This window comes from Peptostreptococcus russellii (assembly GCF_900110295.1).
Classification (GTDB): Bacteria; Bacillota; Clostridia; order Peptostreptococcales; family Peptostreptococcaceae; genus Peptostreptococcus; species Peptostreptococcus russellii_A.
On sequence record NZ_FODF01000024.1, the window covers coordinates 1 to 15,000 of the forward strand.

General features: G+C 32.3%; 11 protein-coding genes, 1 pseudogene and 1 other annotated feature. All 12 genes and pseudogenes read right to left on the reverse strand.

Annotation, left to right across the window (positions count from 1 at the left end):
* Window positions 1–779: pseudogene (locus tag BMY82_RS08275) on the reverse strand (serine--tRNA ligase); the annotation flags it as partial.
* Between the two features lie 114 nt (window positions 780–893).
* Window positions 894–1,101 (reverse strand) — a binding site (T-box leader).
* Between the two features lie 203 nt (window positions 1,102–1,304).
* On the reverse strand, window positions 1,305–2,126 hold the full coding sequence (locus BMY82_RS08280; protein ID WP_091976085.1) for a mechanosensitive ion channel family protein: 822 nt from the start codon (window positions 2,124–2,126) through the stop codon (window positions 1,305–1,307).
* 208 nt (window positions 2,127–2,334) lie between these two features.
* Window positions 2,335–3,723, reverse strand: a complete 1,389-nt coding sequence (locus BMY82_RS08285) for a glutamate decarboxylase (protein WP_091976086.1) — start codon at window positions 3,721–3,723, stop codon at window positions 2,335–2,337.
* Window positions 3,724–4,084: 361 nt separating this feature from the next.
* A complete protein-coding gene (locus BMY82_RS08290) occupies window positions 4,085–4,867 on the reverse strand; it encodes a SigB/SigF/SigG family RNA polymerase sigma factor (RefSeq protein WP_091976087.1) in 783 nt (260 codons plus the stop codon).
* On the reverse strand, window positions 4,867–5,253 hold the full coding sequence (locus tag BMY82_RS08295; protein WP_091976095.1) for an ATP-binding protein: 387 nt from the start codon (window positions 5,251–5,253) through the stop codon (window positions 4,867–4,869). Before BMY82_RS08295 ends, BMY82_RS08290 begins: the two co-directional genes overlap by 1 nt.
* A gap of 23 nt (window positions 5,254–5,276) precedes the next feature.
* Window positions 5,277–5,594 carry an STAS domain-containing protein gene (locus tag BMY82_RS08300; RefSeq protein ID WP_091976088.1) on the reverse strand — a complete coding sequence of 106 codons (318 nt, stop codon included), beginning with the start codon at window positions 5,592–5,594 and terminating at the stop codon, window positions 5,277–5,279.
* Between the two features lie 18 nt (window positions 5,595–5,612).
* Window positions 5,613–8,057 (reverse strand): DNA gyrase subunit A, encoded by a 2,445-nt coding sequence (gene gyrA / locus BMY82_RS08305; RefSeq protein ID WP_091976089.1) that lies wholly within the window; start codon window positions 8,055–8,057, stop codon window positions 5,613–5,615.
* 15 nt (window positions 8,058–8,072) lie between these two features.
* Entirely contained in the window at window positions 8,073–9,983 is a 1,911-nt protein-coding gene (gyrB, locus tag BMY82_RS08310) for a DNA topoisomerase (ATP-hydrolyzing) subunit B (protein WP_091976090.1), read from the reverse strand.
* The gene (gene recF, locus BMY82_RS08315; RefSeq protein ID WP_091976091.1) at window positions 9,984–11,099 is read right to left on the reverse strand and encodes a DNA replication/repair protein RecF; all 1,116 of its coding nucleotides are present in this window, start codon (window positions 11,097–11,099) and stop codon (window positions 9,984–9,986) included.
* A 106-nt stretch (window positions 11,100–11,205) separates the two neighbouring features.
* Window positions 11,206–11,412 (reverse strand): RNA-binding S4 domain-containing protein, encoded by a 207-nt coding sequence (locus tag BMY82_RS08320; protein ID WP_091976092.1) that lies wholly within the window; start codon window positions 11,410–11,412, stop codon window positions 11,206–11,208.
* A gap of 568 nt (window positions 11,413–11,980) precedes the next feature.
* Window positions 11,981–13,084: a DNA polymerase III subunit beta gene (gene dnaN, locus BMY82_RS08325; protein ID WP_091976093.1), complete on the reverse strand. Its 1,104-nt coding sequence runs from the start codon at window positions 13,082–13,084 to the stop codon at window positions 11,981–11,983.
* A gap of 266 nt (window positions 13,085–13,350) precedes the next feature.
* Window positions 13,351–14,721: a chromosomal replication initiator protein DnaA gene (gene dnaA / locus BMY82_RS08330; RefSeq protein ID WP_091976094.1), complete on the reverse strand. Its 1,371-nt coding sequence runs from the start codon at window positions 14,719–14,721 to the stop codon at window positions 13,351–13,353.
* Window positions 14,722–15,000: the final 279 nt, after the last annotated feature.

The window sequence follows — 15,000 nt, forward strand, 5'->3', positions numbered from 1 at the left end:
TAAGCACAGTGCTTAATTGGAAGTTTGTCTCCTTCTAGTATTTCACCAGCGTATATATTAGTTACAGGAACTTCTGCAGTTGGAACTAAGTAGTAGTTTAATCCTTCTATTTTAAACATATCTTCTGCAAACTTAGGAAGCTGTCCAGTACCTAAAAAGCTGTTTTCATTGGCCATAAATGGAGGTAAAACTTCTGTATATCCATGATTTTCAGTATGGTAATCAAGGAAGAATGATATTATTGATCTTTCTAACTTTGATCCTAAGCCCTTGTATAATGTAAATCTTGAACCAGTTATCTTTCCTGCTCTTTCAAAGTCAAGAATATCTAGATCAGTACCTATATCCCAGTGAGCTTTGTGTTCAAAATCAAACTTAGTAGGTTCTCCCCATCTTCTAATTTCAACATTATCTTCATCTGTTTCACCCTGTGGAACATCTGGATTTGGAACATTAGGTATTCTAAGAAGTCTATATTTTAACTTATCTTCTACTTCTCTTAATTGACCGTCAAGCCCCTTTATTTCATCAGATAGTTCCTTAAGATCTGCCTTTATTGCATCTATATTTTCACCCTTCTTCATCATTTCAGGTATTTTCTTAGATTCAACATTTGACTTATTCTTTAAAACTTCAACTTTTTTAAGTATTTCTTTTCTCTTGTCGTCTAATTCTATTACTTCATCTAAATCCTTAGGGTCGAATTCACCTTCTCCTCTTCTTCCCATTAAAACTTTGATTTCATCAAGATTTTCTCTTATTCTTTTTACATCTAACATAATCTTAGTCTCCTTTTTAAAATATTTCGATAATTCCTATTAACTTCAAGCAAATACAGGCGCGGTATTTCAATAAATTCTGTTTTTGGGTATAAAAAAAGACCATCACCCCATACAAGGGACGAAAGTCACATTCCGCGTTGCCACCCTAGTTGATTATAAAGTAATAATCCACCTCATACCTTTATCGCAGGTATACGTCCGATACTATTTCAAACCGGAAGCTCTGGAGTAGATTCATAAGACATTGCAGAGGATTTTCAGCTACCATCCACTCTCTGTTTGCAATAATCAAACTACTAGGTTCCTTCATCGCTTAGCTAATTTATTTATGAATACATTATAGCCCAATAAAACATATTTATCAAGTTTTTTATTAAAAATAATATGGCAAATCTAATTTTTATTATCCTGTTTTTATTCAAATATATAAAAAGTTCACTCCTAATTTAACTTTATATTATTTATATTAGGAATGAACTTTTACTTTTGTACTAAAAAATACTATGTCTATTAATTTTTATACTATTTATTTCCATTTACAATATGTACTCTTGAAAGCTCTATGCCATTTATATCAAATTCATGCTTAAAAGCCTCCATCAATCTATAATAAGTGTCCCAATAATCTTTTGTACTAACCCACGGCTTTGCAACAAATCGTATTATATTATTATCCATAGACTCCACTCCTATCAAAGGCTTAGGTGAGTTTAGTATACTCGGATCAGAATCAAATAATTTATTGGCTATTTCATATAATTTTTTAACATCTGTGTCATACTCAACATTGAATACATAATCTATTCTTCTTTTTTCTTGAGCTGTAAAATTAATTACTGGATTTGTTGTGACTTGAGTATTTGGTACTATTATCAACTTATTATCATTGGTCTTTAAGGTTGTTGAAAACATCTGTATTTCATAAACAGTTCCCTCTGTTCCCTCACACATAATATAATCACCTATATCAAATGGTTTGAAAAATAGTATTATCATACATGAACCTAGATTGGCAAGCACTTCTTTAAATGCAAGACCTATACTGAATCCAGCAGCTCCTAGTACGGCTGCAAAAGATGTAGTATTTACCCCAAGACCACTTAAAGCTTGCATACATGCTGTAATTATTATTGTAACTTGAGAAAGATTTATAAAGAAACTCACAAGACCCACGCTTGATTTATATTTCTTCAAAAATCTAGTAAGCATTCTTTTTACTACCTTAGCTATTATTACACCTATAATCACAGTTATTATAGCTATTATTAAAGACGGTAGCTTTTCCATAAACATATCTACATAACGTGCAAATATTGTCGTCTGTTTCTGTATCGACTCTTCCATCTATTCCCTCCCTTTAAATATCTCATAATCAATTTTTTTACATAGATTAGCAATCTATGTTTATAATTTATATTTTTGTAATTTTTTCTAAAAGTTTTTTAGTAATTATAACATATATTCAATTTTTTTTACAATTTTATCAAAAAAAGCCTGTATAATTTATTTTGACAGGCTCTTTTATAGTTTATTCTAATTTGAATTTTTTTAATTAATGGGTAAAACCAAAAGTTTTTTTCTCTCCTTTATCATGATATAAAATTCTAGCATTTTCAATATCTTTAATTGCTGCTTTAAGATCTTCTATATATGACTTTGCTGTATTGATTCCTAAATCTGACCTTACAACTATACGCTGTATTACTATATCTGACATATTTTCAGGAAGAGGATATGCTGGAACTTGCCAACCTTTCATCAAAAGTCTATCTGCAAGTTCATACAGTGTCCATTCTCTATTATCATCATCTTTTAAGCTATAGCAAACTATTGGTAAATTACAACCATCATTGTATATTTTAAATATTCCAATCTTTTCTAATTCTTTAGAAATATACATCGCAACTTCTCTTGTACTTGTGTGAATTTCCCTGTATCCATTGTATCCTAGCCTTAAAAAATTAAAATACTGACAAATTATATGACTTGCACTTCTCGAAAAGTTAATTGCTATTGTTGGAAGTTCTCCTCCTAAATAATTGACTTTAAATACTAATTCACTTGGAAGATATTTTTCATCTCTCCAAACAATCCAACCTATTCCAGGATATACCATGCCGTATTTGTGACCTGAAGTATTTATTGATAAAACATTTTTTAGTCTAAAATCCCACTCTAATTCTGGATTTACAAAAGGCGTAAATAAGCCTCCAGAAGCCGCATCTATATGAAGGTATACTTTTATATCATGTTGAGCATTATACTGCTCTAGTTTCTCATCTAGCCTCTTAATATCATCAAACTTACCTGTATATGTAATTCCTAAAAGCCCCACTACACCAATTGTATAATCATCTACATAATCAAGAAATTTTTCTGGATCCATACTCAAACAATTTTCATCCATAGGAACTGTTCTAAGTTCTATATCCCAATATACACAGAATTTTTTCCAACATATCTGATAACCAGAAGTAATTACTAAATTGGGTTTTCTCGCATTTATATCCAAACCTGCCTTTTTAGCCATTTCCCTCCATCTAAACTTCATAGCCATTCCACCTAGCATACACGCTTCCGATGATCCAACTGTAGATGAACCTATAAATTTTTCATCTTCACCTACATTCCACAAGTTTGCAATAATGCTTACACATCTATTCTCTAATTCTGCAGTTCTGGGATATTCCGATTTGTCTATAGCATTTTTATCCATAGTATCTCGCATAAGTTCTTTTGCTTCATCTATCATATATGTTTGGCAAAATGTAGCCAAATTTTGTCTAGCATTACCTTCATTCAAAAGTTCATCTTCTACCAACCTATATGCATTTCTAGGATTAATTGGATCTTTACATATTTTTTTAATAGGTATATTTATATTCTTATTCCTTCCTAATACCGGTGAATCTACATCCCTTTGAACATTATATTCTTCCATAACAAAGCCTCCTCGCTTTTACATAGAAATCTAAAAATGAAATTTTAATATTAATACAGCTATTCAAATATATTTTTTCAAAAATATACAAATAACTTTCTTGTTTTTCCTATAATAAGTTTTATTACATATAAGCTATTGGCATTTTGTAAAATGGGATTATTTATATAAAAATTGATTCTAAATGACTAGTCTTTTGGCATAGCTATGTTTTAAAGTCAAATGCCTTCACTTAATTATTACAATTATGGAGTATATAAAATTTTTCTTTAAAAAACCTTTATAGAAATGAATAATTCGATTTTCCTTCTGCAAATCTAAATAGAAAAGGGATATTGCAATTTTGCAATATCCCTCATGTTTATACTTCCATGCCTTTTGCGTATTCTTTTTTAAGTCGTTCAATAATCTTCTTCTCTAATCTGGATACAGTCATCTGAGAAATTCCCAAATCATTCGCTATCGCTGACTGCGTCTTGTTTTCGAAAAATCTTCCTTTGACTATATTTACTTCCAGATCATTTAAGTTTTCCATAAACCTAGACATAAAATCTTTCAGTTCTATGTCAACAAAATTCTTCTCTTCTACTCCGACTCTATCCCCTAAAGTCATATCTTTATCTTCTGAATCATCATTGCTTGGAGTATCCAAAGAAATAGGCTGATATCCATAAGATGCTTCCATTGCCTCTAGTACTTCTTCTTCTGTTACTCCTAGATGATCTGCTATTTCTGAAGGTGTAGGACTCTTTTTATATTCTTGCTCTAGGTGCAGTTTTGCATTACTTATTTTTTTACTTAGTTCCTGTATCCTTCTAGGGACCCTCATTGTCCAAACTTTATCTCTAAAATATTTCTTTATTTCCCCCACAATTGTTGGCGTTGCAAAGCTTGAAAACTCAAATCCCCTAGATATATCATATCTATCTATAGCATAGATAAGAGCCAGTGATGCAACCTGATAAATATCTTCATAATCTACGCCCTTATTCATATACTTTCTTGAAAGTATTTTTGCTAAATAAAGGTGTTTTTCAATCAATACATTTCTCAGAGCAACATTACTTTTATCCTCAGAAAAAATCTTGAAGAGTTCTTTTACATCCATATCCTCATAATTTTTTCCTGTGGCCACTTGATCCATTATTCTTCAACTCCAACCATCTTTGTCATTTTAATTATTGTTCCCTTTTCGTTGCACGTACAAACATCAACTTCATCCATTAAAGTCTTTATTATGAAAAGACCAAGACCACTTGTCTTCGGATTATTCGGGTCTGGTTCTGCAACTGCATCAACGTCATATCCAATCCCTTTGTCCTTAACTTCTACAGTAAGTCGGTCATCATACATATAGAAGTTCACTTCGAAGTTCATTTCTTTACTATGCTTTATTGCATTTGTACAGGCTTCGGATATTGATACCTTTAGATCTTCTATATCATCCAGTGTAAATCCCATCTTACTTGCAATACCTGAAGTTGTCAGTCTTACTACTGATACAAAATTAGGATTACTTGACATATTCATACTAATCATTTCGTATTCCACGACTACCCCTCCATACGTATAATCTGGTCGAGACCAGTTATTTTAAATATTTTTTTTACATTATCTTTTGCTTCTAATATTGTAATATCTTTATCTCCACTTTTTAGTTTTTTCATTGCTCCCACAATTACTCCAATTCCAGTAGAATCAATATATTGCAAGTTAGACATATCCACCTTTACATCGGAAAATTTCTTTTCAATATTACTGTCCAGTTCTTTTTTAAGGTCATCTGCACAGGATACATCCAACTCTCCTGACAATTCTACGACCCAACTATTACTATCATCTCTATACTTTGAATTTATATTCAATGACATAGCAAGCCTCCCAATTTTCTACTCTATCTCGTCTTCTCTTTTTAATTTAGCTATAGATACTACTTCAACCTCTTCATCAGTTCTCATCAACTTAACACCACTTGTAATTCTTCCGTAAATGGAAATTTCGTCAACTCTTATTCTAATTAAAACTCCATCAGAGTTTATCATCATAATTTCGTCATCTTCATTTACAAGTGTTGCACCTACTATTTCTCCAGTTTTAGATGTTATATTGTAGGTTTTTATACCCTTACCAGATCTTATCTGTGGTCTGTATTCTTCTATATCAGATCTCTTTCCAAATCCATTTTTACTTATTACAAGAAGATCCTTTCCTTCACTTACAAGATCCATTGAAACAACTATATCATCTTTTCCTAGAGTAATACCTTTAACTCCAGTAGCTGCTCTACCCATAGGTCTTACATCCTTTTCGCTAAATCTTATACTCATTGCGTTTTTAGTTACAAGCATTACTTCTTCATCGCCATTAGCCATCTTTACTCCTATTAGCTCATCTCCATCTCTAAGATTGATTGCTATAAGACCTGACTTGTTGATGTTTTTGAATTCACTTATACGAGTCTTCTTTACAATACCATTTTTAGTTGCCATTATTAGATATTCTGAATCTTCTCTGCTATCATCATCTGGATTAAATGATATTGTTCTTGCAACCTTTTCACCTGGATTAAGCTGAAGAAGATTTACTATGGCTGTTCCCTTTGAAGTTCTCTTACCTTCTGGTACTTCATATGCATTTAGCTTGTATACTCTACCTCTATTTGTAAAGAATAACATTACAGAATGAGTAGTTGTAGATATAAGGTCTGTTACGAAGTCTTCTTCTCTAGTTGTAAGAGCCGATATACCTTTTCCGCCTCTCTTTTGACTTCTGTATGTATCAGCTGGAAGTCTCTTAATATATCCAAGATGCGTAAGAGTTATTGCTATTTCTTCCTCTTCAAATAAATCTTTTATATCAAACTCACCTTCTGCAGGTATAATCTCTGTTAATCTATCCTTTGCGAACTTATCCCTTATAGCTATCATTTCATCTTTAATTACTGAGAAAAGCTTGTTTTCATCAGCCAATATACTCTTTAAGTATGTTATTTTTTCCATAAGTTCATTGTATTCTTTATCTATCTTATCTCTTTCTAGACCTGTCAATCTCTGAAGTCTCATATCAAGAATTGCCTGAGATTGAATTTCTGTAAGAGAAAATTCTTCCATTAACTTTTCTTTGGCTATCTGTCCATTTGCAGATCCTCTTATTATACTTATTACTCTATCTATATTGTCTAGAGCAATCTTTAAGCCTTCAAGTATGTGAGCTCTAGCCTGTGCCTTATTTAGCTCAAACTGAGTTCTTCTTGTGATAACTTCCTTTTGATGCTCTACATAATATCCAATTACTTGCTTTAGATTAAGTATTCTAGGAGTTCCATCTACAAGAGAAAGCATTATTATACTGAATGTATCTTCAAGCTGTGAGTGCTTATAAAGATTGTTTAGAACTATGTTGGCATTTATATCCCTCTTTAGCTCTATAACTATTCTCATACCATGTCTACTACTTTCATCTCTAAGATCAGATATTCCATCTACTCTTTTTTCCTTTACAAGATCTGCTATTCTTTCTACTAATCTTGCCTTATTTACCTGATATGGTATTTCAGTAACTACTATCTGCTGTTTTCCCTTTGGAAGTTCTTCTATTTCAGCCTTAGCTCTTACCTTCACCTTACCTCTACCAGTTCTATAAGCATTTTTTATTCCTTCAGTACCTACTATTGTAGCTGCTGTAGGGAAGTCTGGTCCTTTGACAATACTCATCAATTCTTCTACTTCACAATCTTGATTGTCTATATAGTGAATTGTTGCATCTATTACTTCTCCAAGATTGTGAGGAGGTATAGATGTAGCCATACCTACTGCTATACCATTAGATCCGTTTACAAGAAGGTTAGGATATCTTGCTGGAAGTACTAATGGTTCCTTCAACGTTTCGTCAAAGTTCGGACCAAAGTCAACTGTGTCCTTTTCTATATCTCTAAGAAGCTCTATTGCAAGCTTACTCATTCTCGCTTCTGTATAACGCATGGCTGCTGGGCTATCACCATCTACAGAACCGAAGTTACCCTGTCCATCTACTAGAAGTTCCTTAGTAGAGAAATCCTGTGCCATTTTTACCATAGCCATATAGACTGAGCTATCACCATGTGGGTGATACTTACCCAAAACGTCACCGACAATACGTGCCGATTTTCTAAATGGCTTTTCTGGTGTGATCCCCTGTTCACTCATTGAGTAAAGTATTCTTCTATGAACTGGCTTTAATCCATCTCTTACATCTGGAAGAGCACGACCAGCTATAACACTCATAGAATAATCTATATATGATTTTTTCATTTCATCCGATATCTCTATCGGAATTATTTTACTTGTCTTTTCCATTAATCAGCCAACCTCCTATATATCCAAGTTTCTGACAAACTTTGCATTTTCTTCGATGAACTCTCTTCTTGGAGCAACCTTGTCTCCCATAAGCATTGAGAATACTTCATCTGCAACTATTGCATCATCAATTGTCACCTGTAGAAGTGTTCTTGAATGTGGATCCATAGTTGTTTCCCAAAGCTGTTCTGCGTTCATCTCACCAAGACCTTTGTAACGAGATACCTCTGTTCCCTGTCTTCCTATTTCATCAAGTGTGTCTGAAAGTTCTCTATCTGAGAACGCATAATAATCCTTCTTTGATTTTTTGACTTTGTATAGAGGTGGTTGAGCTGCATATACATAACCTTCTTCTATCAATGGTCTCATGTATCTGAAGAAGAATGTTAGAAGAAGTGTTCTAATATGAGCACCATCTACATCGGCATCGGTCATGATTATAATTTTATGATATCTTAATTTGGATTCATCAAATTCATCACCTATACCACAACCAAAAGCTGTAATCATATTTTTTATTTCTTCGGAAGCAAGAATTTTATCAAGTCTTGACTTCTCAACATTTAAAATCTTACCTCTTAGAGGTAGTATTGCCTGTGTATTTCTGTCTCTACCAGCCTTAGCAGAACCGCCGGCAGAATCCCCTTCGACAAGGAATATCTCACTTAGTGCTGGAGACTTCTCAGAGCAGTCTGCAAGCTTTCCAGGAAGAGATGTCATGTCTAACACACTCTTTCTTCTCGTAAGCTCTCTCGCCCTCTTAGCAGCCTCTCTAGCTCTTTGTGCTCTCAAGCACTTATCTATTATAATCTTTGCTACAGTTGGATTTTCTTCAAGAAAAGCTCCTACTTCTTCATTTGTAATGCTTTCTACAAGACCTCTCATAAAAGTATTTCCAAGCTTTGTCTTTGTCTGACCTTCAAACTGTGGTTCAGATAATTTTACAGAAACTATTGCTGTAAGACCTTCTCTTATATCGTCTCCTGAAAGATTTGAATCTTTTTCTTTAAGTATGTTGTTTCTTCTTGCATAGTCATTTACAACCTTTGTTATAGCTGTTTTAAAACCAGCAAGATGAACTCCACCTTCATGTGTATTTATATTATTTGCAAATGAATAAATATTTTCAGAATATGAATCTGTATACTGAAGTGCTAATTCAATAGTACAATCATCTGCTACCTTATCAACGTATATTATCTGATCATGAAGAGTTGTTTTTGTTCTGTTTAAGAACTTTATATACTCTACTAAACCACCTGTGTGGTGGAATACCTTTATCTTTTCGTGTTCAGATCTTTTGTCCTCGTATATTATCTTTATTACTTTGTTTAGGAATGATAATTCTCTAAGTCTGTATTCTAGAGTATCGTAACTAAATACTGTTTCATCAAAGATGTCAGGATCTGGAAGGAATGTTATTTTTGTTCCACTGCCTTTACCTGCAGGGGCATCCATTTCCTCAATCTTAGTTACAGCGACACCTTTTTCATATCTTTGTCTATATAGCTTTCCATCTCTTACTACTTCTGCTACTAACCAGCTACTTAATGCATTAACAACTGATACACCAACACCGTGAAGACCACCAGATACCTTGTATCCTCCTCCACCGAACTTACCACCTGCATGAAGAACAGTTAAAACTGTCTCCAAAGTAGAAAGTCCTGTCTTAGGATGAACTTCTACTGGTATACCTCTACCGTTATCTGCTACTGTTACACTTCCATCTTCGTTTAAAGATATATATATTTCAGAGCAGTTACCTGCTAATGCCTCATCTATACTGTTGTCTACAACCTCGTATACAAGGTGATGTAGACCTCTTGGTCCCGTAGAACCTATATACATACCAGGCCTTCTTCTTACGGCTTCTAAGCCTTCTAAGACCTGAATTTGATCTGCACCATATTCATGTTTTGCCATCTAATTACCTCCATTTTCAACCTTCAGCACTTTTCCGCTATCTATATAAAATATTGTGTATCCGTCTTTTCCCAAAATATTCTTATGTAGTGGATCTGCTGACGTAACGAACATTTGTATGTCCTTAAGTTTTTCGACTAACATTTTCTGTCTGTTTTGATCAAGTTCACTAAACACGTCGTCCAATATCAAAACAGGATAGTCTCCCAACTCTCTTTTTATTAGTTCTATTTCAGACAGCTTCAGTGAGATAGAAGCTGTTCTTTGCTGCCCCTGTGAACCGTACAGTCTGACATCTATATCATTTATAAAAATCCCAAGATCGTCTCTATGTGGGCCTATTTTTGTATTTCTATTCATCATATCTTGCTCTCTAGAAGACATCAGTTTATCCATCATCTGATTTCTTATCTCTAGCAAAGGAGTGCTAGTGTCAATATCTAGCTGATTTTTATATTTAATAGTCAAATTCTCCTTTTCCGAAGTAAGACTTTTGTGAAGTTTATTGGAAATTTCGGATAATTTTTCTATAAACCTCATTCTTATTAGATATATCTCTCCGCCAAACTCAGCCAAAGTACAATCATACACTTCTAGCAAGTTTGCATCTACTTTGTGCGACTTTAAAAGTCTATTTCTTTGATTTAAAATCTTATTATAGTTCGTAAGAATACTATAATATCTAGGCATAATTTGACTTATTTCTTTGTCTATAAATACTCTTCGCTCTCTAGGTCCATCTTTTACAAGTTTCAAATCTTCAGGTGAAAAAACGACCACATTGAGATTTCCCAAAAGTTCTTGAATAGATTTTATGGATACTCCGTTTACCTTAATTCCCTTTTTGTCCTTTGTAACCACCACTTCGATTTTCTTATCTATTCCATTTCTAGAAAAAGAACATCCGGCATAGAGATTCTCACTTCCAAACTTAATAAGTTCCCTATCTCTGTTGGTTCTGAAAGATTTACCTATAGACATAAGTGTTAGAGATTCAACTATATTAGTCTTTCCCTGCCCATTTTTTCCAAGTATTAAATTTATATTTTTATTAAAATCGACAAGCAAACTATCATAATTTCTGTAGTTTACCAGCTTTAAATTGTTTATACGCAATCTAACACCTACTCCATCTATTATCTTAATCTCTTAAATAGCTCTAATTAAGCTAGAATAATAAAGCCACAAAGTATTACAGCTTTATTATCTACTATGTTTAAAATTATTTAACAGCAAATTTCTGACCCTTATATTCAACAAGGTCCCCTGTTCTTAATTTTTTTCCTCTTTGTGTACAGATTTCACCGTTAACCTGAACTTCCTCACTCATAATTACCAGTTTTGCTTCTCCACCTGACATAACAATATCAGCCAGCTTTAGAAACTGGTCTAGCTTAATATACTCAGAATCAATAATAATATTTTTCATAATTTCTACCTCTTTTTCAGTCAAATATTTATGTTCAATGCCCTAAACCCTATTTAGCCATAATAGATATAAAAATCCACACTATCGCACATTGTAACTATTCTATTATACCATAATCAGACACTTTTTTAAAATATGTTTACCTGCCAGAAAAAAGCCAAAAATAATAAAATAACGCCTGCATTTAATTTGCAGGCGTTTGGCTTATATAATCTTTCTTTACAAGCATACTAATATTTAATATTTTTTTGTACTTTTAAGCTTTACTTCCTCTTTTCAAAAATAAAAAATCCATTCTAAGAATTTTATATTTTGAAATTGAGGCCCTTTGCAAAATCTTCTTCAGATAAAATCGTAATTTTTTACCCCTTTTATTGCCAGGCATTTTTTTTAACAAAAAGCTCACTTTATTTAATAAGGTTGAATTTTTTTTAATTTTGTTTATCAAAATATTTGCAAGTGTATTTACGTTAAATATATTGAAATTTTCGCAACTTAATTAGAGGTGGATAGACTATTTTTCGATGTTTTTTTAACAAAGTCGTTCTTCCACCTTATTTTTATTTTTTTAGTTGCTTAATCTTACTGGAAGTAGAAGATAAATATATTCCACTCCGTCTATCGGTTTGATAACACATGGATTTACTGATCCACCAAACTCTATAGATATTTTTTCACTGTCTATATTCTTAATACCTTCTAAGAAATATCTTGAATTAAATGCTATTTCAAGGCTTTCACCTTCAAAATCTATTTCAAGTTCCTCATAAGCATTACCATTTTCATTATTTGATGTAATTGCCATAAGCTTATCGTTTATAGAAATTTTTATCATGTTGTTTTTGCCACTAGTAAATAATAGAGCAGCTCTTTCTATTGCATTTTGAAGCTTTCTAGTTTCAACTTCTATCTTTGTTATATGCTCTTTAGGAAGAAGATTTTCATATTTTGTAAAGTTTCCTTCAATAAGTCTTGCAACTATTCTAGTATTTTCAAGTTTAAAAATGATATTTTTATCATCAAGACCTATAAAGAAATCTCCATCATCTAAAAGTAAACTGTTTAAGTGATTTAAAGTTGCTCCTGGAATAATTGCGTTTATAGGATTTTCAACTTCTTCATCTACTTTAGATTTTCTTACTGCTAATCTGTATCCATCTACAGCAACCATATTTACATATTCAGAATTTATTTCAAAAAGTTCTCCCGCTAGAGTAGGGTTGATCGGTTCTGAAGCTGTTGCAAATACTGTTTGCTTTATCATATTTTTCATTTCACTTTGATTAAATCTAACCATATTATCCATTGAAACCTCAGACTGTCTAGGGAATTCATCTGCAGGGATTCCTTTTATCTTAAATCTAGAATTCATACAATTAATAAATACATTGTATTCTTCATCTGTTTCAATTGAAATAAAAGTATCTGGAAGTTTTCTTACTATATCACCCATAAGTCTTGAATTTATAACAATACTTCCTTCTGAATTTACCTGAGCTTCAAGAGTAGTTTCAATACTGATTTCATTATCGTATCCAGTAACTATTAGTGAATTGTTCTTTGCTGTAAGAAGTATACCTCTCAATAATTCTATATTTGTTTTATTATTAATAGCCTTTTGAGCATTTGTTATTGCTTGTGCTAATGTCTTTTGATTACATAGTATATTCATTGTATACAAACCTCCTTCTTTCTTAATTGTGAATAACTTAAAAACTATAATATAAATATATATAATAATAACTATAGTAGTAACAGTAGTAGTGTATGTGGATAATGTTAAAAACAGCTCAAAACATTTTTAATCAACAGATTGAGCCTGTAGACAAAAATGTTATTAACAGCATGTATAAATTCTTGATGAATTGTGCATAACTTGGGCTGTTTTTTTGTCCACAATTAATAAACAGCTTATCTACTGTTTTTCTGTGGATAAGATTATCCGTTTAAGTCTGAAATGATTTTTTCGATTTTAACCTTAGTCATTTCACTTTTTTCCATTTCATCTTCTATCTTTTTGATAGCATGCATAACAGTAGTATGGTCACGTCCACCAAACTCATCGCCTATATTGGGCAGAGAAATATCAAGTAAAGTTCTTGATATATACATAGCTACTTGTCTTGGAAATGCTATGTTCTTTGTTCTTTTTTTAGAGTTTAGTTCCTCAACTGTTACATTATAAGCATCTGAGACCATTTCTTTTATTCTCAATACATTTATTTCCTTAGTTTTATATGAAACAAGTATATCTTTTAGAGCTTCTTTAGCTGTATCTAAATTTAGCTCTTGAGAAGAAAGATCTGCATAAAGGATTACTTTATTAAGAGCACCTTCTAATTCTCTAATGTTAGATTTTACATTATCTGCAATATATTCTATTACATCTTTTGGAATAGAAAGGTTGTCGTTTTCAGCTTTTGATTGGAGTATAGCCATTCTCGTACTATAGTCCGGAGCCTGTATATCTACCATGATTCCGCATATAAATCTTGATTTCAATCTATCTTTTAAATGAGGTATATCTCTTGGCGGTCTATCACTTGATAGAATTATTTTCTTTCCAGCTGCAAATACATCGTTAAATGTATGGAACAGCTCTTCTTCAACAGAGGTTTTTCCCGCGATAAACTGAACGTCATCTATCATAAATAGATCAACGCTTCTATATTTATGTCTGAACTCATCATTTTTCTTTTCTCTTATTGCCATAATAAGTTCATTTGTAAATGTTTCAGAGGATACATAAAGTACCTTTTTTGAAGGATCTCTTTCCAAAACATTGTGCCCAATAGCATGCATAAGATGAGTTTTTCCAAGACCTACACCACCATATAGGAATAGGGGATTGTCGTTCATTATATCATCTGAGCTTGCGACTCTTTGACAAGCTGCAACTGCAATATTATTACTAGGTCCTACTACAAAAGTATCAAAAGTATATTTTGGATTAAGATTTGCATTTGCAATATTGCTTGCTTTGCTTATTAATTCCGTTCTTTCGTCAGCAGCGCTATTTCTTGCATTTTCTTCGTCTACAGTTTGGAAAAAGGCTAATTCTTCATCTAAATCTGTAATAACTACTACATCATTTATATTAGCGGCTAATTCGCTAAAAGCCTCTAAAAGCTTATCTTTTTTCTGATTTTCAAAGAACTCCTTAGTTCTTATATTTCCTCTAAGGTAGAAGACATGGTCTTTTACTGCTATAGGGATTGATTCTTCATTGAAGTATATTTCAAAGAAGGATTTGGGGAATGAACCCTTTAATTTTTGCTTTGCAGATATCCAAAGCTTGTTTGCATCCATTATATCTGACCTCCGTTCTTTCAATATTTTTGCTTGTTGATTATGTTGTGTATAAAAACTGTTGATAAAATCAGACTGAATGAAGTTGTCCTAAACTTATTAACAGCCTGTGTAAAAAATGTATATACTTTATCAACAATTAAATAATCCTCAAATAGAGTATAAATATATTATATATCGAGTTGGAACTTTTTTGTCCACAAAGTTATCCACAGTATGTGCATAACTTTTTTATTTATCCACATGTTGTATGACCTGTGGAAAAAATCGCTTTTTTTT